The organism is Loktanella atrilutea (assembly GCF_900128995.1).
In the GTDB taxonomy this organism is placed as follows: domain Bacteria; phylum Pseudomonadota; class Alphaproteobacteria; order Rhodobacterales; family Rhodobacteraceae; genus Loktanella; species Loktanella atrilutea.
Genome location: NZ_FQUE01000015.1, coordinates 1 through 20,857, shown reverse-complemented (window position 1 = coordinate 20,857; position 20,857 = coordinate 1). Strand labels below are relative to the sequence as shown.

Genomic DNA, 20,857 nt, shown 5'->3' with positions numbered 1-20,857 from the left:
ATTCAGCCGTGAAGCGCCAGCTGTCTCTGCCCCAGGCGCATGGCTCGGGTGGCGGCCACATGCCCGGCGAAGGTGGCGATGTCGTCGTCGCTGACCTGCCGGCCGTACCACTGCGTGGGTGATGGCGCGAACCCATGGATCTCGGCCAGCTTTGCAAGATGATCCGCATCCGCAAGCGACAGACGCGATCCGATGCTGTAATCCCGTGTCTCTCCGGCCAGCGCCAGCAGCATGGTCTCGCCAAGGCATCCCCAGCACAGGTTCTTGGGCAGAGTCTGGAAGGCGCCGAGATCGACCTCGAAGGGCGGCTGGATCAGCCCGCCGTCGAAGACCAAAGCCGTCTGGCCGGGAATGGTGGTGTCAGCCACGTTCGGCGGACGCGCCACATCGCACACCAGCGTCCCGGGGCGCAGGGCGCGCGGGTCGAGCAGGGCCATTTCGGCACTTGTCGCGACCAGGACGATATCGGCGTCCAGCAGGGCGGTATCCAGGGACGAGGTATAGTCGACCGGCGGCAGTTGTCCCCGAGCCTGGAAGGCCTCGTCAAATCGCGCCGCAATGCCCTTGCGATCAAGATCCGGATCCAGGCGCTCCGCCATCCGCTTGACCTGCACCATGGCCTGTCCCGCGACCCGCCCATTCGCGCAGGACGCGGTCATCAGGGTGTCGTAGACCTCATCGGCCACTTTCGCGAGCAACCTTGGCGTAAAGGGATTGGCGGCATTGCCCACGAGGGTCACACGCCCGGCCTGGCGCGCCAGCATCAGCGTCCCCAGGCGCCCGATGGCACCGGCGGCACCGATCACCACGACATGCGCATCCTCCAGCGGCAGGCCGACGCGCTTCGCCACGTTCTCGATCCCCTTCACCGCCGAAATCGTCGAGAGGGTATTGCCACTGGTCACGGGCGCGCCGCGCCGGGTCACACTTTCCCCGCCGCGGGTCACGATCGAGGTGAAGGCCCCCAGCCCCACCCGTGAGGCCCCGTCGGCAACCGCGAGATCGACCGCACTCTTGATCATCTCCGTCGCAAGCTGCCGGTTCGGACCCCGCATGTCGGACGGCAGCATGGGTACGGACATGATCCAGCCCTCGGCACTCGCACCCGTCCGGGATGTCACGCGCGGCATCTTCCTGGCAAAGCCGGGACCGAACTGCTTCACCCAGGCACACCAGTTCTTCAGTTCCTTGTCGCTGAACTGCCGGAACGAAGGATCGGAGCGGAAAATGTCCTGTTCTTCGGTGTAATGGATCAGGAACGCGAACTGCCCGGGCTGCGGCGTGGCGGGCGGTGCGGAGGGCGGGTAGACCTCGTCGGTCCCTGGCGCCATGTCCATCTCGGCCATCGGCTGTGCCACGAGATGACGCACCAGGCTGTAATAATCCCGTGCCGCGATGATCGCACAGGCGGCTTCGAGTGCCGCGATGGCGCGATCGATTTCCGCGCGGCCCGCAATCAGCGTCGGCTGAAGCCGCATCACGTGGGTCTCGTTAAACAGCGGTGCCGTCATGAGACCCTGGACGTTGAAGAGATAGGAGCTGATCAGCGGGGTGACACCGCCGTTGATGCTCGAGAAGGCCATGGTGGCAGAGTCCGTCCGCTCATCGAAGCGGTGGAACTCGAGGCCGACCATGTAGCCGCGTCCGCGCACCTCGCGGATGACCTCGGGATACTGCGTGCGCAAGGCCTCGAGCCGGGCATGCAGGTAAAGACCATTTTCCGCGACCTGCCTGACCAGGGCCTGGTCATCCTTCAGGAGCAGATCGAGCGTGGCGTTGGCCACGCGGCAGGCCAGGTTGTTATTGGCAAAGGTGGAGCTGTGGCGCTGACCGAACCGGTCGTCCCAGGCCGAGGGGCGGACGATGCAGGCGCCGATCGGCATCATGCCGCCCCCGAGCGCTTTCGACAAAAGCAGCATGTCAGGCACTTCCGCGCCCGACGAGCAGGCAAAGAGCGCGCCGGTCCGACCCAGGCCGGTCTGGATTTCGTCGAGGATGCAGAGCACGCCGTGGCTGCGGCAGAGCGCAATGGCGGCGTCGATATAGCCATCGGGGGGACAGATCACACCGCCCTCGCCCTGGATCGGTTCGACGATGAAGGCGGCAATGCCGTTGCCCGCGGTCTCGAGACGCTCCTGCAGGGCTGCCAGATCGCCGTAAGGCACGTAGCCGAACCCCGGTGCGGGGGCCGCGAACCCCTCCTGGTACATCGGCTTGCCGGTCGCCGAGAGGGCGCCCAAGGTCTTGCCGTGAAACCCGTTCTGCGTCGACAGGATCCCGACGCGGCCGGTCCGGAGGCGTGCCAGCTTGATGGCCGCCTCGACGGTCTCGGCACCGCTGTTGGTCAGGGTGGTGATCGACAGATCCCCCGGCGTGATCTCCGCCAGGCGGTCCGCCAGGCGCTCGGCCTCGACGGGGCGCAGGGGCTGGACCATGGAAGGAAGTTGTTCGTGTTGGGCGGCGTTCAGGGCGGCCCAGATCTCGGGGGGGTTATGTCCGAACGGCAGCGCACCGTATTGGGCTAGGAAGTCCAGGTACTCCCGCCCCGTCTCGTCCGTCAGCGTAAAACCCGATCCACTCACCATCTTTGCATCAAGAGCAAACATCCGCAGAAGTGCGGCGCGTGCCGGATTCAAAGCTGACATATTAAACTCCATTCAGTCATATTCAGGCCTTACGTTCGAATGTGTTGCCCGTGGTCCAGCAACGTGAAGGCATCATCTGATCAGGCAGTCGCATTCTGCGACCTCGGCATAGACAGCAGGCTTTTAACTCCCCCTTGCAACTATCGGGGTAGTGGGGCGTGATTGCGGCGGCGTCATGGCATATTGTCCATGACCTGGGGCTAGTTGAGGCCCGTTTAACCGATCTTCGCCACCATGCAATCAATGCGCCCCGGACGCGCGGGAACGGGCAATTTCTCGCTATGAACAAGGGTGTCCGGCGGATTCGTGCCAGTCCGGACGATTGGCAATTGTGCAGGAGACGTTCGCCTTTGCCTTGAGCGCAGCCCTGCCCGCGCCATCTTGTCGCGATAGCGCCGCATGGCGCTCCCACAGTTCAGGAAAACCCATGATTCGCCCCATCCGAAAGGCCATCTTCCCCGTAGCCGGTCTTGGCACCCGCTTCCTGCCCGCCACCAAGGCGCAGCCCAAGGAAATGCTGCCCATCATCGACAAGCCGATCATTCAGTTCGCCGTCGAGGAGGCCCTGGCCGCCGGGATCACCCATCTGATCTTCGTCATCGGACGGACGAAAAGATCGATCGCGGATCATTTCGATTCCAATCCGGAGCTCGACACCACCCTGCGCCAGAAGGGCAATCATGAAATGGCGGACCTGTTGAATTCGATCGTGCCCGACAGCGCCGCCTGCATCTACTTCCGCCAGTCCGAAGCCCTGGGGCTCGGTCATGCCGTCGCCTGCGCCGCGCCCGTCATCGCCCCCGATGAGCCCTTCGCGGTCCTGCTCGCCGACGATCTCATGCGTGCCCGGACCCCCGTGCTCAAGCAGATGACCGATCGCTACCTGGAGACCGGCCGGAGCATGGTTGCCGTCGAAGAGGTCGCCCCGCAGGCTGTCTCGAGTTACGGCATCGTCGATGCCAACCAGCCCGAAATTGGCCAGTTTGAGCCCATGCGCGGCATCGTCGAAAAACCAGCCCGCGATGAGGCACCGAGCACGCAGGCTGTCGTTGGCCGCTACATTCTCGATGGCAGCATCATGCCGCTTCTCAAGGCCCAGGCCCCCGGCAAGGGCGGTGAGATCCAGCTTACCGATGCCATTCGCCAACTGATCGACACCCAGGGTGTCGACGCCTTCCGGTACGAAGGACAGCGCTACGATTGCGGCTCCAAGCTCGGGTTCATTGAATGCACGATGGCCAGTGCCCTCGCCCACCCCGACTTCGGTTCGGACGTGCGCGAGATGATGCAGGACATGCTGCTACGAGACCCGCACCGCTGACGTAGCGTTGAGAGCCCTCCGACGTCATCGATGACCGCAAGCTTCTGGTCGATCTGCGCCGCGATCGCCGTGGCGTCACAACGACGGCATGGCGTGCCTTCAGCCTGACTTGACTGCCAGGCCCCGGCTCACGTTTCATTGACCAAGGCTGCCACAAATCCGACCCGAAGGCTTGTGATGGAGGAAAAGCTTCGCAGGAGTTTTGTCACGTGACCTTTGACCCCTTGATCGCCGCAACCCACAGCCTGGGTCTCATGGCCATCTCCGGAATTTCCTTCGGGATCATCCAACGCAAGGTAAAAACGCCCTTCGCCATGTCCGCCATCGTCGGACTGGTGTTCAGCACGGCCGCCATATTGGCGATGCTGCAGCCCTGGGAGCTCAGTCCCGGTGTCTACCTGGATGCGCGATCGGTCATTGTCGGTCTCGCTGCAGCCTTCGGCGGCTTCCCGGCCGCCATCCTATCGGTCCTGCTGGTCGGGGCCGCGCGCATCGCGATCGGCGGTGTCGGGACTGAGTACGGGGTGTCCGGCATCATCGCCTGCGCCGTCCTGGGGTATTGCTGGCGCCGGCTTTTCTGGACGGAGCATGCACACAAACCGCGGCATCTGATCGGTCTGGGCGGTCTGCTGGCCCTGCACGCGGTCACGGTGTTCATCTTGCCGATCAGACTTGCGATCGACCTGTCAATCGTGATGGTGCCCACCTTGATCGTCTCGAGCTTCATCGGCGCTTTCATCATGGGCAGCCTGATCGAACGCGAACGCAAGTATTTGCAGACCGAGAACCACTGGCGTCAGAACGCATCGACCGACCCCTTGACCGGATTGCCCAACCGCAGAGCCTTTGCAGCCGCCCTGGATGACATCACCCCGCCCCGGTCACCGCTTCATTCCGGCGTGTTCATGATCATCGATGCCGACCACTTCAAGACGGTCAATGACACCTACGGCCATGAGGCCGGTGACGCCGCGCTCAAACACGTGGCTGAATGCCTCCGTCAGTCCGTCAGACCGGGAGACAAGCTATGCCGGTTCGGAGGAGAGGAGTTCGGCGTCCTGATACCCAGCATAAGCCGCAGCCTCATCGCGGCACGCGCCGAGGACATCCGTCGAAAAGTGGCGGAAAACCCTGTCGTCTTCGAAGGCAGGACGATCCATCTGACCGTGAGCATCGGCGTGGCCCAACGCTCCGGTCCGCACGTCACCGCGTTTCACAGCATGATGAGAGATGCGGATCTCGCCCTCTACAAGGCGAAAGCAACGGGGCGAAACTGCGTGAGCGTCAGTGACGACCCCCATGCGCTCACCCGTGACCACCCTTCGAACGTTACTGCCGGCGCGTCATTGACGCATCCGCGCGGGACGTGGAAAAAACCAAGGCGCCCCTGACGGGGCGCCTCCGGATCGTGTCGTCACTGAAACGGATTCAGGGCTCTCAGGCGCGCCGCTTGCGCAGGAAAACGCCAAGGCCAAGCGCCGAGGCCCGCATCGGCAGGCCAGCCCCTGAACCTGACACCGCAGGTATCGTGGCGTTGCCACGTTTATGGCGTTCCCCGACATTTTCACGCCGTTTTCCAGGTCTATCGCACACGGGCCTGACCAGGTGCCAGCAAGCCGAGGCTTCTGACACAGCGATATTGGCAAGAGTGGTATGACGTATCCGGGGACCGGCTATCCTGGAGCGTGTGATGTTGTGCCGGACCGGAGCGTCAGTAAGCCATGAGCCTCGCCACACGACATGATCATCGGACGAGCCTTTCGACGGACGGCACGGGTGGCACGACGTCCACGCCCGATGCCATGACGTCGGAAAAGATGTTTTGGACCATCGAGCAAATTGCCGGGCAGTTGATCCATGGCTATTGGGATCACACGGGTCGCAGCGCGCGTGCATTCGATGTGACCACAGGTGGAACGCTCCGGGTCGATACATCAGGGTTGAACGCAGAGGGACAAGCCGCCGCGCGCAACGCCATGGCCGTCTGGACGGATGCGTGTGGTATCGCGTTCCATGAAGTGACGACGGGCGCCCAGATCGTATTCGACGATGCGCAGTCCGGTGCCTACGCCATAACGTCGACCTTCAATGCAAGCATCGTGCAGGCCGAGATCAATATCGCCGCCGATTTCGCCACCGGCGCCTATTACAGACAGACCTTCATCCATGAACTGGGCCATGCTCTGGGTCTCGGGCATGCGGGAAACTACAATTTCACGGGTGATTTCGAAAGCGACGCGGCTTACGCCAACGACACCTGGCAACATTCGGTGATGTCGTATTTCCATCAGGGCGAAAGCCCGTACACCACTGCGACACCCCTTTATCTTGGCACGCCCATGGTGGCCGATGTCTACGCAATCCAGCAAATCTACGGCACGCCCGCAACGACACGTTCAGGCAATACGGTCTATGGAGACGGCTCGGAGAGCGCAGCGCTGTCTCTCACCTCGCGTCTCGCCAGTACCATTGTCGACAGTGGTGGCGAGGATACGATCGATCTGCGGAGCAGGTCCTATGACCAGAGACTGGATCTCAACGATGGGACGTTTTCCGACGTGAACGGATACCGCGGCAACGTCGCCATTGCACGGGGCACGCTGATTGAACGGGCATTCACCGGACGGGGCGCTGACAGCATTACCGGCAACGAGGCTGCAAACCTGATCGTGTCCGGGGATGGCGATGACCGTCTCTACGGCGGGGCGGGGGATGATACGCTCATAGGAGGAAGAGGATCGGACGTTCTCGTAGGCGGCGATGGGAATGACACGGGCGTTTTCCAGAACACGCTGAGCAGTTACACCATTGCGCGTCAGGGGGATGCTTTCCTGCTCCAGTGCAGTGATGGCACCGATACTGTAAAGGGTGTCGAGCGCTTCCAGTTTGGAAGTGCTGTTTTTACATCGAACGATATTGCTACGGTTTTCGACGATCACGAAGAGGACAGCGCACTGAGCATGGTGACTGTCTCCGATGACATCGCCACGCGTTCCCAGCGCATGGCGCGCACGGATAGCACACCCCATTTTGTCATGACAAAGATTGCACAGGGCCAATCCGACGAATTCGTATTGTACGCATCGACCTCCCCATCCGAGGATATTGCCGGGCATCGCTGTGGGGGGTCAGGCGGATCAGCGGGGCCCGCGGGAGGTGCGGCGGATGCGCCTGTTGGCACGGGGGCGTCTTTTGCGCTCGAAGACACCTTGGCTGCACATCACGATCATTTCGCACTGTTGTGAGAGGGCGACCCAAGGAACAGCTCATGCAAGAGGATGGCTGTTTCAACCCCTGTCTGGCTTGCACCTTGATCTTCCGACCGGCAACACCCGTCCTGAACGGGCACGACCCGGAGGCTCCGGATGTCACCGGGTGGACGGGAGGGCCAGGACACGCTCATCGTCCTCAACAGCACGAACGCTCTGCCGTTTCCACGCCATGCTCCCCTTGCGGATCTCTCCGGACCGGCCGTGGTTACCGGGACGGGAAACGTGAGGGCGTGATGTACATAAGCTTCCGGAGCGAACCCGGACGTGGACGTCGGGTCCTCGGACGCAACACAGGACCTCGAACCGGCGCTGTGTGGCTCCCGTGCTGCTTCGAAGCCTGAGGCCCGCGAGGGGTGTCAGGTGAACAGGAAGGCATCCGCGTAGGTCGTGTGATACCCCATGTCCTCCAATGCCGCGACCGTCAGGGGGCTCACGGTATTGGTGTAGTTCAGGGTCGTCGTCATGATTTCCTTCTGAAACGTCGTCTCGTCCCAATGCTTACCCGCAGCGCCCGACCCGCCATCCGTTTCGATGGGCACGCCCTTGTCATGAAGAGGGTCCTGTGCGGCGAGCGAAGCATAGACGGTATTGTAGACATGCGTGGCATTGGCGCCATTGAAACGCAGATCTCCATTGTGGTCATCGACAAGACCCATGGCGTTCCAGGTCGTGCCAAACCCCATGGCATGCATCATCTCGTGTTCGAGCAGATCGTCCAGCAGCCCCAGCTTGATGGCATTCGGAACATCGGCGCTATCGATGGTGACATGCCCGGTGGAGGGCAAATAGGAGCCGCTCCGCAGAATGTCATAGCCACCCTTCCCCCATGTGCCTCCCGTCCCGTCAATACTGGTCGAGGTGAGCGTGATGCGGATATCGTCGATGCCGTTGTAATCGGGCACATCGCCCGTCACGATGTCACTGATGTTCTCGGCCGCCGTATAGGCCGCAGCCTTGGCTGCATCGCTCCACGTACCTTTGAACACCAGCTCGACATTGTAGCCATCGGGCGTGTCATGGCCGCTCACATAGTCCGCCGCCGGCAACGAAACCGTCGGGGTCGTGTCCGTCGTCGGTACGATCTTGATCGGGGTGGTAGTGGGTTCGGTCTGATCGGTCACCACGGGATCTGTCTTGGTGGCATGTTTGCCCTTGCCACCCCCGCTTACCGATCTTGCGAGACCGTCCAGATCGTTCGCATAAACATCGAACACCGATTGGAACGAGGACTGGGGAGTGGGCTCGGTATGACCTGAGCCGTGAACTTCGTGTGCCCGGGAAAAGTCCGGCACCGATGTCTCGATCGACGGCATGACGTCCGTCACGACGTGCTTGTGCGATGATGCGACTGTGGCCCCATGTCCCCCTGGCGCAGCACTTTCCGGCGCGAAGAAACTTGCCACATGATCAGGGTCAAAGCCCTTCGGAAGGACGTCGGCAATTTTGAGGAAAGGTTGCTGCAGCTTGGTATGTCGTCCCATGGTCCTGCCTTACGTATGATGTCCGTGCCCCCGCCGCTGAAGCTTGTCCGGAGTAACGTAGGCAAAACTAAGGCGCCCCTGACGGGGCGCCTTCAAGACGTGTGGCGGCTCAAGCGGCCAGGAGCGTGTCAGGCGCTGCGACGCTTGCGCAAGAATACGGCAAGGCCAAGCGCCGAGGCCAGCATCGGCAGACCGGCCGGCAGCGGAACCGGGCTCGGGCCACCGGTATCGCCATCTGGCGTGCCCTGACCGTAAAAGGAGATGTGGCTCACGTCTTTCGGGCTTTTTCCTGTCCGCAGAAACGGCGACGTATAGGTAAACGTCGTCCCATCCGTGTTCAGCAGAAAGCCGGTCAGGAACGTGTCTTTGCCATCCTTGAAGATCGCCAGGATCCGACCGTAGGTCGACCACAACGTCGAGGAAATGTTCAGTGTCCCCCCTTGCGCAGCAGGCGATTCCTCACCGATCTCTTGCTTGTTCAGAAAGCTCCAGTCGGTGCTCCCGAAAAATCCGTCGAGATTGACCGTGAGCGGCTTGTTGGGACTTACGGAATCCTGATTTGACGAGGTGCTGACTTCGCAGCCCATGTTGGGCGACAATGTCGCCGCAACCGCTGTGCTGCATGTGGTTGTCGCGGCCGAAACGGCTGTCGCGCCAAAAAACGTCAGGGCCAGCATCGCCGAAGCAGCCGTGCCTTTGAGTGTGCGGAGATCCATTATTGCATATCCTGAGAGTAATACTTTTGAGAACATTGGGGAGGTGGGCCTTCAGCATCACCAACCCCTAATGCTTCACGATCTACCACAAAAAAAACATAATTCGGAAAAATTTTCGTTATACAATCAGGAATTGCATAACGGATGACGTGCCGTCGAAAGTCTTCGCATCTCGCGAACAATGCACTGCAAAAGCACCTATTGTCCTCGAAACGCACATAACGAGATAAGCGAAAGCCACGAATCATCCAGACCCGGATGCTGTTCAGAACGCTCTGACGTGACTGCGCTTCACGGATGATCGTCATGGATCCCAGGGTTCGGCATGACGCATGTGCTTGAGCGCCGTGGCCCTGATCTGCTTGGGACTTGTGTCTGCAATCTTCGCACCCGCGGCTTCATCTCCACCGTGCGCAGGCTCCTATCTGCACACCGGACCAGCCACCGGGTATCGATGTCGGAAACGTCCGGGTCCTGCCATACGACACCGTGCTGACCGCTGGGCAGAAGGACGTGAACTGCATCTCCTTGCCAAAAACCTGACCGGGAGGTGAACGGGGCGCTCCGGTTTACCGCCTCAGGGGAATTGGCGCCGAAACATCCATCACCCTATAGAGAGCCCTGTCACAGTTTGCATTTACGGCGCGACACATATCCCAAAACCATTTAGTCTCTTGAAAGCTCTTCTGAATCGCCTGAAGACCCATGCAACCCACCTGGAGCTTTTTGATGACCAGCAGATTTACAATCGTCGCGGCCCTTCTTCTTCTCGCAGGCTGCGGGGGAGGTGGCACCGGAAACGTTCCGATGACTCCCGTAAAACCGTCGCCAGGAACGTCCGGCACCCCGGGAACCAGCACTCCGAATACATCCGGCACCCCCGGGACGACGACACCTGCTCCGGCCCCCACGCGCAATGTGCTGAATGCGCGCATTACGGAAGCAGGACGCGTCCGCGCAGAACTGCAATCCCTCGACCAGACCCGGATTGCCGATGTGCCGACGTCCGGCCGATCCGTCTTCACGGGGCCCGCGATCATGACAGTCAGCCAGGGTGCCAAGTCCTATCAGATGGTCGGCGACTCTCGCGTGGCCGTGGACTTCGGCTCACGCGCGGTCACAGGCAATGTCAAAAACATCCAGGGCCGGCGGGAAAATCAAAGCACGTTCACTGCAAGCGGCGGAATCGATTACAGCAATGGCACACTCGGCACGGGAAGAAGCGCCAACATTCTTGCTTTCGACTATGCCGGCAACCTGAAGGTGGGGAGCGACAAGATCGGTCTCGACGGAACGGCGATTGGCGCACTTTATGACAACCCCGCCAGCGGCAAGACCCCGCCCCAGGGCCTTCAGGCGCTGGATGGCACGCCCTCCAGCCAGATCGGCCAATCGGTCCGCACCCCAAACATGACCGCAACCGTGAACGGGAAAACGGCCGTCGGGCAAATCTACGTCGGCGGACGCAAGAACTGAACACCCGTCAGATATGATGCAGGCGCAGGACCTTCCTTGGGGAGGTCCTGCCCGCGCAAGGCGGCAAGGATACCAAACCCCGCGCCGGCTGCTTGTCCCGCGCTGGCAGCCGCGCGCCCGAAAGCTTCACACACTACATCTTTGTCACCCGAAATCATGGCCCCCAGAATCGCGTGACTTCGACGACGTCCAGGCCAACGGGGCGCATGCGCCTGACAAGACCCTGACAGCACGCAGAGTATCAATACTGCGGCGCTGCAATCTTGATCCAGGCAGGGCTTTCGACCACGAAGCCGGGAGCATGACGCCCTGGAAACCCGCAGATGCCATGCAGGGCACGTGAGTGCATCATCGGCAAAGATCCAAGGGACGTCAGGCTCATCTGGGGTCGCTCCCGGCATGAGGACAGGACTTCGCCGGACACGGGCCAGCGGCCAAAAGGTCTAAATCCTGCAGTCTGCAGGCCGGACCATGACGTCGTCACCGGTCACGATGTCGGTGCGCCTGCAGACCTCACACCTCCAAAGATGGCCTCCGCTTTTCATGAAATCTGTCACCGCAGGTTTCATGAAACTTTGCCCGATCAAAAAAATGAAACCGGCCCTGCAATCATGAACCTTGCCACTTCATGAAATCGCCACGCGCTGCGATCGACATGCGCGGCAAATAACTCTTGGACAGCATCCCCTCCCGAACCGTCATGAAACAAAATGCACGTCCACCCGCACTTCATCCCGAAGCGAAACTAAAATTAAATCCTTGGTCGTTATGAAAGTCCTCACTGCAAACAAACCACCGGATGTCCCGACGGTAGCAGAAAGGAGAAACACCATGACCGACATGACCGCCACGATTAAACGCATCGCAAAGAAGGCAGGGTATTCCAAAGCGGATATCGCTGCAGGGATCGCATTCCACGACCGGAAAAACCGCCTGGCCAATCCTCCGGGGTCTTTCGACAAGGCCGGCCGCTTTCACGCCGACGAGCGCACCGAAAGTGTCGTACATGCCCGCAGACCGAGCCGCGCGTATCCCTACAGCGAAATGAAGGCGGCCCGGACCGCTGATCACTGCGCGGAGCTCTTCGGGGCCACACCGCTGCATGCCAAGCGCATCTGCAAGGCGCTCGAGAGCGATGGCACGGATCTGAAGACTATTCTCAAAGAGGTCAGGACAGCTCCGCCGGCACCGGCATAGCCGGCTGTGCCAGCTCCGGACCCCGCACCCCGGTCGACCGGTGTCGATCAGACCGAAGGTCCTGCAGAGCCATGTGCGCCTGTCTTCCAGGGCGGCGGCACGGCGAAAACCAAGACGATCCCATCGCGCTGAAAATACGTAAAAGCCCTGAAGGTCGCCACGTGACCTTCAGGGGCCTGACCTGCCGAAAACCTGTCCCTTCAGGTTTCGCACCGCGCCCCCCGCATACGATACCGCGCGATGACACCGGTCACTGACGCTCGATACGTCGCTGTCAGAGCGCCTCAGGACAATCATCGGCCCTTCGTCCGATGCGGGTGCGTGCACCTTGCGTGTTTGCAGGCCCTGCCCTGCCCGCCCGACGCGCAGCATCGGCGCTGTCAGTGCGCAGGATATCCTTCAGCCGATGCAGGCTCTGGACCCGCCCCCGGGGCAGATATCACGCGTGACACGCGGGCGCAGGCGCTTCGTCTTCCGTACCCCAGTTCACAAGCCAGCGGTCGACATCTTCGGCGGTCGCATGCACCCCGGTGCGCTGGAACGTCTCCCAGGCCTGCAGGACGTCCCGGCACAATGCCGCGCGTCTTTCTTCCCGCGCGACATACTGGGCAACGGCTTCGCAGATGATTGCCTGAGACGTCTGCTTGCGGGAGTCGGCAAGGTGCTGAACGCGCTCTTCCATATCGTCATCGAGCACGAAGGATGTCGGGGAACCCATCTGATATTCCAGCTGAAGCGCGTTTCTCGATGTATAGAGGCGCAGACAATCGCATGTCCATCGGACCAGTTGGTCCATCCGCATTCAAAGCCTTCCTTGCAAGCGACACGCTGCGGACTCTGCCCGGAACAATGATCCAGTCTCATCGCCAACGGTCGCGCCATGCGGCTCACGCAGCACCCGTGTGCCGGGACGTCGTGTCAGATGCGGGCGGCCTTGCTCCGCACTCTGACGTGGTGCCGGTATCCGCACACCCCCCGGCCAGGTACCGGGCATACGTGTCAGCCAGATCCAGCCCGGCCAGGGCCGCTTGCCATGTCGGGCAGGCCTCGCACAGGCGCAGCGGCCCGGTCAGGGCCTCCAGGGTGGCACGGGCATCCTGCGCATGCCCTAGGACCAGCGCCTCGTGCCGATGGATCCGCTTGCCCGGCTTAGACGCGGCTTGATACGTGCAGAGCGTGAGTGTCTTACTGTCCCATTCTCCAAACAGAACTGTAGTGTTTGGAGAATGAGACAGTAACGCATCGATCCGCTCCGTGACGGGGGCGAGGTCGCGCTGCGCCGTTTCGATACTCGGAAAAATGTCCGGCATGAGCCGATGGGCCTCCCGGGCCGACAGCGGAATGACCCCGTGCTCCTGCAATGCCTGCGCCAGACGCGGACCGCCCCGCTTCGTCTCGACCCAGGACTCTACACGGTCGATCGTGATATCCAGCGCTACGCACGACATGATCGTCACCGCGACCGGCTTCTCCTTGTAGATCGGCCGGATCCGGTCGATCCCCTGGCAAAGCGAGGCGTCCCGTACCTGGCGGAGCACGCGGTCCGCCCAAGGGTTCGGGTGGCAATCCACGTTTTGGGTGACAGGAGGGCCCTTGCGGCTGCGCAGGACCCGTGCCGCTTTCGACCACATCGCCCCGTTCAGGCTCTGGAACGGGGCTTCATCGCCGGCCGCATAGGCGCGGGCGATGTCCTCGACGGCGCGGGTCGGTTGCTCGCGACCGATCATGATGACGGCACTGAGATGTTCCCAGTCGTTGCGGCCGCGCAGGGCACCGTGGTGAGCAACCGGATTCTGAAGCCCGTCGGCCTGCAGCGCCTCGACTACTTTCAACGGAGCAACAACCAGCGCGACTGGCGTGCGGTGGCAGTACGCGATGATCTCCGCGCGCAACTGTGCGGCCTCCTTGCGCCGCTTGTCGCCTGCCGTGTCCCAGGCCTGGCCATTGGCGCGCTGACCGGTGATGCTCTGCACGGAGAAGCTTCGCCCCGTGATCTGCGTCGTGTCGGCATTCCGTTCGACGCGGTGGCAGGCATGGCGCATCGGACCGAAGAGCTTCTCCATCAGCACATGGTCGCCGGTGCCGTCGAGGTGCAGGAATGGCGTGTCGATGCCGTGGTGAAACGGCGTCAGAACCCAAGCGCGGATCCCGGGGCGGGCAGGACCCTGCACCCCCGCGGCATTCACATCGGCGACCGGCAGCAGGCTGTTCGCAGCCGCCCGCCCCGTGGTCAGCTCGAGACGAACAGACCGAGCAACCTGCAGGAACGCCTGCAACCCGCCACCGTCGTGATCTGCGACCAGGTCCGACAGCCCGGCTTCCAGGCTCGAAGGTGTTGTTCCCTGCCCCTGTGCCTGCTCGTGGCTCTCGATCACGGCGGCGACCCGTGCCGCCATGCCGGAATCCTCGAACGTCTGGAGTTCATCGATGACATCCTGCACGCTCTGCGCCGTGTACCCCCGATCGCGCAGGGCCTGCAGCGGTGCCATGGCATGGTTGCGAAACGCATCGTGCAGATCGTCCCGGAAAGACTGAATGCGCGCGCGACTCGCAGCCTCAGCCTCGGCGTCAGCCCGCTCTGCAACAGAGCCGATCGGCGATGTCGCCCACGTTCTCAGTCTCAACCGCAGCGGTCTGGACAGGGCGTCATAGGAGATCGCCACGCTCTCAACGCCGAGGGACCGGGGGGCCTCATCCATGACGACAAGATCGGGCTTTACGTCGCCGGGCAGTGGCAGGGATGCATATTCATGGGGTGCGACGATCACCACACCGGCCGGCTCCTGCGCCAGCCTTTCGATGGTCGCTTCCTGCCGCATGTGGCCACACAGGTGCGCCATCGGGCAGCGGGTGCACAGGACCTTGCGGACACTGGTCCCGGCTTTTGCGAAGCGTTCTGCCACGTCCGGGATCAGACACATCCTCTCCCCGTCCGCCCCACCCGGGTTCAGCGCGGATCGCCCGCGCAGGTGCACGACAGCTGGTCCACTGTCGCCGAACACTTTGCTGCAATCGGTCACGAACTGCCGGGCCATTCCGTGATCAGGCTGCAGAATCAGGGATACGACGCCGGAGGCATTCGGCAGGGCCTCAATCAGCGCGCGCGTCTTGCCCACGCCCTGCGCCCCCGTGAGCATCACCCGCGGTGCGAGCCGCACCTCCGCAACCTGGGATGTTGATGCCGCAGGCCCATCACTGCAGGTTTCCGGTCTGGATGACGTATTTTCCAGCGCGTCCCCTGCCCCGGGTGTCGAAGGTACGCGCGGCAGGTCGTCCATTTTACTCTCGGCTTTTGCAACCTGGTTTGCGCGGATCAGGGATAGGGCGTCTTTGAAAAATGTCTGCACGGTCTTCGCATGTGCCGCGATGGCCGCATCCCGGTTCTCTGTCGGTGCCGGATGAAACGGAGCCGGCCGTGCACTGGTCGCCGCCGTGATGGCCTCGGCCACGGCCGCATTGCCGGCTCTCTGCAGCGTGTCGTTCAGATCTCGCTTGCTGCCGACCGGCTCGGGTGCAGGGGCAATCCAGATGTCGCACCCTGCCGCCACGTGGATGTCGACGGCTTTCGCAAAGGTCCGGGCGGCGGACTCGCACCGCCGTGCTTCCTCGGACCCCGCGGGGTAGGTTCCGACAGGCATATCCTGGTCCGGACACAGGATGATCCGGCGATCCAGCGGCAGCGGGGCTGACTGGAAATTGGAAACACCGAACACCGTCCAGGTCTCATACCCTGTAGCCTGCCAGATGGAGAGGGCGCTTTCAGGACCTTCCGCCACGCAGAGGGGACCGCCGGCAACCCGCGCCGGAATTCTCCCGGGATTGCCTCGCGTCGTTCCGAAGACCGGCTTGCGCGTCTGTCCTGATTCCAGCCGTGCTGGTAATCCGTCCGGACCGAGCAGCACCCGTTGCCCGCCGGTGCACCGCCCGACGGCATCGGTGGCCCACATGACCAGCGACGGGAGCCAGGCACTGGCCATGCCCGGACCGGCCAGCTCCGGAACCGGCGGCAGGAAAGACAGCACGGCCTCTGGCAAATCCGTGATGCCGCGGCGGGCCAGATACCTGGCGGCAAGGGTGTGCCAGACAGACCGGGAGTGGCTCTCAATCCCGCCAAGGAGCTCCGTTCTCCGCTGTCTGACCGCGGCATCTGTCGCTGTGTCGTCCTTTGCTGCAGCGACCTTTCGCGCCTTCAGCCTGGCGAAGTCGATCGGCTGGTCACGAGAGATGCCCGTCCAGTTGGCCGCCGCGGTCAGGACCCTCGGGAAATCGTCGCTGGCCTGCGTCAGGCTGCAGAGATGCACAGCCACGAAATCGAACACGTCGCCGCCTTGGCCAGCCACGAAATCCATCCAGAGCCCGCGCTCGGCGCCGCGTATCTTCATCGAAAAGCTGGAGCGGCCCTTGGCACGCCAGTCATGCGCGCCCGCACTGACAGGCTCCCCGATGCACTGACGGAACAGATCCTCGGCCCGCGCCAGCAGGGCCGCCCTGACCGTGTCGCGGAACGCCGTGTCATGAGACCCGCGCAGCCTCATCGCGCGCCCCCGCAGAGGATGGCACCGAACGGAAGCGGTCGCACACCAACGTGTCCAGGCATCTGCCAAGGCCGGGGGTGGTCTATGTGGGTCCAGGCGTGCGGGCGGGTGAAATCCGGACAGACATCGCTGCCGTCCGCTTTCACCAAAGCCACACCTTTATCGTATGCTAACGACATTTCGGACCGCGCTGCCCTCTCAGGGGCAGCGCAGTCACCTCCTGATCAGATCACGACCGGGGTCGTGCGGCTGGCCGCGGTCATGGCAACAGCCGGGCCATTCAATACGTCGTACTCTGTCATCGCTATTCTCCTGATCCACATCGCGAAGGAATTACACGGCGGCATCTGACGCATCGCATCGAGCCATGGAGCAATTCCGTTCATCCGGTATAGGCCATGAGGTTTTGCGAAAGGTTTAAAGGTCTGAAAATAATCTCATCAGATGGCGTTTATCGACGCTTCACCTTGCCGTGTCGCAGTCACACCGTATGAACCCTTGCAGCCTTTCAAATTTAAATATAATACAATCAGCATGTTGAACGAACACGGCATGATCTCCGCACGCGACGGACGGCAGATACGTCTGAGCTGATCAGCTCATGCGTATGGTTCATGATTTCCACATCCTGATGGAAATCATGAAATGAACACCGCCCCCTGGAGAAATCATGAAATCACAATCCGCGACAATCCGCATTGTCAACATTCCCGACTTTGAGACCCGCGCCGAGAAGATCCTGGAGCATCTAAAAGCTCACCTGATCGCCCTGCGGCGGAAAAACCTGGCCAAACTCGCTTCAAAAGTGCCCGCGACGGCACTGATCGGCGACGAGGTGGAGGACGAGAACTTTCTACACGACGATGACGACGCCCTGGGCCTCCCCGGAGAGATTGAATTCGATCCTTTCGATGACGCCGCAAACCTCAGCCATCTCGATCGGGTGACGCTGCGGGAACGAGCGGAGAAGCTGGCCAAGGCACGGATCGCAGCCTCCGGGATCGCCCATCTGCGCAAAGATGAGCTCGAGAGACTGCGTCCTGCGCTTTCTCCCATGAAGCTGATCATGTGTCGCGATGAAGCCCATGCCGACGAAATCGCGGCCGGGCTGCATGCCGAAGCGCCATGGCTTGCCGCCGCGACGGAATACGCCTGGCATGCGCTTCGTCAGTCAGCCCGTTGCGGAGAGCCGGTCCGGTTTCGGCCGGTCATTCTCAATGGCCCGCCGGGTGTCGGGAAGAGCCTGTGGGCACGCAACCTGGCCAAGGCATTGGAGCTGCCCCTGGCAGATGTGGACGCCTCCAAAGGCGGCGCTGGCTTCGGCCTGGTTGGCCTCGAGCGAGGCTGGGGCTCGGCCCAGCCCGGCCGGCCGCTCGATCTGCTTCTTGCACAGCGCGTCGCCAATCCGCTCATCGTCGTCGACGAGATCTGCAAAGCCAAATCGGCGACCTCGGAGGGCGGGTCGCACCATGCGTTCGCAGACGCGCTGTTGTCGCTGCTCGAGCCGGCAACAGCAAAAAGCTGGGAATGCCCTTTTTTCCGGATCACATTCGACATGTCACATCTGTCATGGATCCTGACGTCGAATACCGCCCGCACCATCCCCGATCCGATCCGGAGTCGCTGCCAGCTGCTCGAGATCGCTGATCCGACACCCCAGCACCTCCACGACGTCGCCAATCGCCAGGCCCGGCGACTGGGCCTCACGCAGGCCGCACGCGACGCAGCGCTTGCCGCCCTCGAGCAGGCGCCTGTCCTCACCCGCCGGCGCATCAGCCTGCGCGACGTCAGCAGGATCCTCGACCGCGCCGTCGCGCTCGAAGGACGCCCCATCCTGCAGTGATAGACGGCTCATGCTGTCCTGACGCCAGGCAGGGCGGGCAACAGCAGGGTTGTCCGCCCTCCTTGCACTACAGGCTTTGGTTGCCGTCATCCAAGAGGCCTGGATTAGTGGCGTCTCGACCCGCAAAGTCAGTAACAAGGAGGAGATCAGCCCCATTCTCAGCATCGCGACAAAAGCCGCCTGATCATGCTCACAATTTGCCTTGACGGACGTAACCCCTTCGTGCTATACATCTTTTGTCGACGCCACGGCGCCGGCCCCGCCGCAACAGCGGGTTATCTGCCGTGTAGGCAGCTTAAAATTCTCTATCGCGCAGGCACTTAAAAGCGCCTGAGCAAAATTCTCTGCCGTGTAGGCAGCATCTCGAACGAGGCGGGCAACTGATGTTGCCCGTCTCGTTCGCATTTTGGAGTGATGCCGTTAGACTGGTGCCACTGGCCGCTCAATGCCGTTCAAACCCAACTTGTGCGAACGGAAGGTATCCACGCGTGCCCCCTCGCCAGGCTGCATGCGCAGCGGAAGACAGTGAAAGTCCCGCGTGCCACAAATTCCTGGGCCCCGTGGCCAATGTCCGAGCCGCACAGCGCAGGCAACTCTGACGCGATGCGTGATGGTAAGCTTTGCACCTGTGTGATTCAGCAGAACCCGACGAATGCACTCTCCGATGTAGGTCTAGGCAGTATCCCACGGATTGATGATCTGAACGCCTGTCGGCGCGAAATCCGTAACATTGCGCGTGACGATCGGCATGGCATGAACGATCCCTGTCGCGGCGATGAGAGCGTCCCGATCACTGCAGGGGTCCGGAACATGCAAAGCGGCGCAACAAAGTGCCACGGGCCCATCTACCGACAAGATGCGCCCCATAAAGGCCGGCAGCACCCTGTCGGTCATCCAGGCCCTCAGAACGGCACCCTGAGCGCTGTCCCGCCTCTCGGTTTGAATGATCCCCATTTCGAGCTCCAGAAGCGTGATGGCCGACAGGAACAGCGATGACGGGTCCTGGTCTGTCGCCCAGGCCACGACGTTGGCATCCGCCTTCCCGGCCTTGGCCCTGCGCAGCTCGGACAAACCTCGTGAATGGTTGGCACTCCACCAGACACCGACCTGTCCGACAGGACGTGACCCCTTCGATCTTCCCACGCCGGATCAGGTTTGTCGTCAGCAGGAGAACGCGAAGACGAAAGCATCACGGCCTATCGAGGCTGCGCGTGATCCTGTGGTACGGCCAGTTTTGACCACACCTTGTCGAGCGGCTTGGCCCGCACAGCCTGGTTCATCTCCCGTGTCAGACCGTATCTGACTGCGTAATTCAGTGCCGCGGCTTCCAGTGCGTGGATATAGGCGATCACGCTCTCGCGCTCCTGATGGGTCATGTCATATCCCTCCTGCGCCCTGGATACCTTCCAACGATTAACAAGAGGTTAGTGCTGTGAAATGTGATGCGAAAAACCAGCACGGGATAGGTGGATCGTCCGCGCAACGGCAGCACGATGGGGCCGGGCCGGGGGGCCATAACGAGGCAACCGCACCGGAATTATAGCTCGGCATGCCAGGCCTAGAAAAACCTGCAAACCGGCCGGTTCTTTAACGTCCCCTTGATCACCCTTGTGCTATCTCTCTCTTGTCGGCGCTACGGTGTCGGCACCGCCGCAACAGCGGGGGCTCTGCCGCATGGCAGCATTCTGAACGGCAAGGGGGCGGGCAACGGTAGGTTGCCTGCGCCGTTTGCATTCGAGACCATAAAAGATTTGCGAAATGGCAAGTTTTGACACGAGTATCGGAGGCAATGCTTTTGATGACGATGATGAGAACTTGCCGGATCGACAACGCTGTAAACGCGCAATCCTGCGCCTTAAAATGTAACATAGTTTATGCAAATCGAGTACCTCCCGGCCAAGCGTGACACCACACTAGCCGAACGCGGTCTGGACATGGCCCGCGCTGCAGAGATCTTCGATGGGGTCACCCTGACGGTGGAAGACGCGCGTAAGGATTATGGCGAGACGCGCCAGATCACGATCGGCTATTTAGAGGATCGCATGGTGGTCATGGTCTGGACACAACGCGACACCGTACACCACATCATCAGCCTGAAGAAAGTGAGGGGCCCCCTTCCTTTCGACCAGACATAACCATGGAAGGCTCAGCAGGCTGCTGAAATGGGGGGACTCTGCGCCAAGTCGCCGGACTTTGAATGTGCATGGTCATTGACAGGGATCGTTGTGAGTGCTGGACGTAATCTCCCCAAAACGGCTGGATGAAATTTCCCCAGTTTTGGCGCTGATGCCGATGATCAGGGGGGCATGCCCCCCTGATCATCGGTCGCGCATAATTCCCCTGTTGAGGCCAATGGAAAGGCTCGCAGGTG

14 protein-coding genes are annotated in these 20,857 nt (G+C 61.7%); 7 read left to right on the top strand and 7 right to left on the bottom strand.

Annotation, left to right across the window (positions count from 1 at the left end; all coding sequences use genetic code 11):
• Positions 1-2 precede the first annotated feature (2 nt).
• A complete protein-coding gene (locus BUA54_RS18370) occupies positions 3-2,645 on the bottom strand; it encodes an aminotransferase class III-fold pyridoxal phosphate-dependent enzyme (RefSeq protein ID WP_072858724.1) in 2,643 nt (880 codons plus the stop codon).
• Positions 2,646-3,072: 427 nt separating this feature from the next.
• Between BUA54_RS18370 and galU the strand changes: the two genes are divergently transcribed.
• From galU to BUA54_RS18355, 3 genes are all read left to right on the top strand, one after another.
• Complete coding sequence (galU, locus tag BUA54_RS18365; RefSeq protein ID WP_178352789.1) at positions 3,073-3,966, top strand: UTP--glucose-1-phosphate uridylyltransferase GalU; 894 nt, start codon at positions 3,073-3,075, stop codon at positions 3,964-3,966.
• 209 nt (positions 3,967-4,175) lie between these two features.
• Positions 4,176-5,357 carry a GGDEF domain-containing protein gene (locus tag BUA54_RS18360; RefSeq protein WP_072858723.1) on the top strand — a complete coding sequence of 394 codons (1,182 nt, stop codon included), beginning with the start codon at positions 4,176-4,178 and terminating at the stop codon, positions 5,355-5,357.
• Positions 5,358-5,687: 330 nt separating this feature from the next.
• Positions 5,688-7,211, top strand: coding sequence for a M10 family metallopeptidase (locus BUA54_RS18355; RefSeq protein ID WP_072858722.1), 1,524 nt, complete (start codon positions 5,688-5,690; stop codon positions 7,209-7,211).
• Positions 7,212-7,594: 383 nt separating this feature from the next.
• On the opposite strand, the gene BUA54_RS18350 is transcribed toward BUA54_RS18355, so the two are convergent.
• The gene (locus tag BUA54_RS18350; RefSeq protein ID WP_072858721.1) at positions 7,595-8,719 is read right to left on the bottom strand and encodes a leishmanolysin-related zinc metalloendopeptidase; all 1,125 of its coding nucleotides are present in this window, start codon (positions 8,717-8,719) and stop codon (positions 7,595-7,597) included.
• A gap of 128 nt (positions 8,720-8,847) precedes the next feature.
• On the bottom strand, positions 8,848-9,435 hold the full coding sequence (locus tag BUA54_RS18345; RefSeq protein WP_072858720.1) for a VPLPA-CTERM sorting domain-containing protein: 588 nt from the start codon (positions 9,433-9,435) through the stop codon (positions 8,848-8,850).
• A gap of 729 nt (positions 9,436-10,164) precedes the next feature.
• Between BUA54_RS18345 and BUA54_RS18340 the strand changes: the two genes are divergently transcribed.
• The gene (locus tag BUA54_RS18340; protein WP_143155512.1) at positions 10,165-10,911 is read left to right on the top strand and encodes a hypothetical protein; all 747 of its coding nucleotides are present in this window, start codon (positions 10,165-10,167) and stop codon (positions 10,909-10,911) included.
• An 831-nt stretch (positions 10,912-11,742) separates the two neighbouring features.
• Positions 11,743-12,108, top strand: a complete 366-nt coding sequence (locus tag BUA54_RS18335; protein ID WP_072858718.1) for a hypothetical protein — start codon at positions 11,743-11,745, stop codon at positions 12,106-12,108.
• A 439-nt stretch (positions 12,109-12,547) separates the two neighbouring features.
• Here BUA54_RS18335 and BUA54_RS18330 read toward each other — a convergent pair whose 3' ends face one another.
• Both BUA54_RS18330 and BUA54_RS18325 read right to left on the bottom strand, forming a co-directional pair.
• A complete protein-coding gene (locus BUA54_RS18330; RefSeq protein ID WP_245810791.1) occupies positions 12,548-12,904 on the bottom strand; it encodes a CopG family ribbon-helix-helix protein in 357 nt (118 codons plus the stop codon).
• A gap of 91 nt (positions 12,905-12,995) precedes the next feature.
• Positions 12,996-16,643, bottom strand: coding sequence for a DUF7146 domain-containing protein (locus BUA54_RS18325; protein WP_072858717.1), 3,648 nt, complete (start codon positions 16,641-16,643; stop codon positions 12,996-12,998).
• A 670-nt stretch (positions 16,644-17,313) separates the two neighbouring features.
• Between BUA54_RS18325 and BUA54_RS18320 the strand changes: the two genes are divergently transcribed.
• Positions 17,314-18,486, top strand: a complete 1,173-nt coding sequence (locus tag BUA54_RS18320; protein WP_072858716.1) for an AAA family ATPase — start codon at positions 17,314-17,316, stop codon at positions 18,484-18,486.
• A gap of 672 nt (positions 18,487-19,158) precedes the next feature.
• Here the strand turns inward: BUA54_RS18320 and BUA54_RS18315 are convergent.
• Together BUA54_RS18315 and BUA54_RS18310 are read right to left on the bottom strand one after the other, a co-directional pair.
• On the bottom strand, positions 19,159-19,557 hold the full coding sequence (locus BUA54_RS18315) for a type II toxin-antitoxin system VapC family toxin (protein WP_072858715.1): 399 nt from the start codon (positions 19,555-19,557) through the stop codon (positions 19,159-19,161).
• A 125-nt stretch (positions 19,558-19,682) separates the two neighbouring features.
• Entirely contained in the window at positions 19,683-19,862 is a 180-nt protein-coding gene (locus BUA54_RS18310; protein ID WP_072858714.1) for a hypothetical protein, read from the bottom strand.
• A 498-nt stretch (positions 19,863-20,360) separates the two neighbouring features.
• Here BUA54_RS18310 and BUA54_RS18305 point away from each other — a divergent pair, with 498 nt between their 5' ends.
• Positions 20,361-20,621 carry a BrnT family toxin gene (locus BUA54_RS18305; protein ID WP_072858713.1) on the top strand — a complete coding sequence of 87 codons (261 nt, stop codon included), beginning with the start codon at positions 20,361-20,363 and terminating at the stop codon, positions 20,619-20,621.
• The last annotated feature ends 236 nt before the right edge of the window (positions 20,622-20,857 follow it).

Bases quoted from the DNA above. Each gene is read 5' to 3' on its own strand.
- BUA54_RS18370 (WP_072858724.1), bottom strand. From the start codon at position 2,645: ATGTCAGCTTTGAATCCGGCACGCGCCGCACTTCTGCGGATGTTTGCT.
- galU (WP_178352789.1), top strand. From the start codon at position 3,073: ATGATTCGCCCCATCCGAAAGGCCATCTTCCCCGTAGCCGGTCTTGGC.
- BUA54_RS18355 (WP_072858722.1), top strand. From the start codon at position 5,688: ATGAGCCTCGCCACACGACATGATCATCGGACGAGCCTTTCGACGGAC.
- BUA54_RS18350 (WP_072858721.1), bottom strand. From the start codon at position 8,719: ATGGGACGACATACCAAGCTGCAGCAACCTTTCCTCAAAATTGCCGAC.
- BUA54_RS18345 (WP_072858720.1), bottom strand. From the start codon at position 9,435: ATGGATCTCCGCACACTCAAAGGCACGGCTGCTTCGGCGATGCTGGCC.
- BUA54_RS18340 (WP_143155512.1), top strand. From the start codon at position 10,165: ATGACCAGCAGATTTACAATCGTCGCGGCCCTTCTTCTTCTCGCAGGC.
- BUA54_RS18335 (WP_072858718.1), top strand. From the start codon at position 11,743: ATGACCGACATGACCGCCACGATTAAACGCATCGCAAAGAAGGCAGGG.
- BUA54_RS18330 (WP_245810791.1), bottom strand. From the start codon at position 12,904: ATGGACCAACTGGTCCGATGGACATGCGATTGTCTGCGCCTCTATACA.
- BUA54_RS18325 (WP_072858717.1), bottom strand. From the start codon at position 16,643: ATGAGGCTGCGCGGGTCTCATGACACGGCGTTCCGCGACACGGTCAGG.
- BUA54_RS18320 (WP_072858716.1), top strand. From the start codon at position 17,314: ATGAAATCACAATCCGCGACAATCCGCATTGTCAACATTCCCGACTTT.
- BUA54_RS18310 (WP_072858714.1), bottom strand. From the start codon at position 19,862: ATGACCCATCAGGAGCGCGAGAGCGTGATCGCCTATATCCACGCACTG.
- BUA54_RS18305 (WP_072858713.1), top strand. From the start codon at position 20,361: ATGCAAATCGAGTACCTCCCGGCCAAGCGTGACACCACACTAGCCGAA.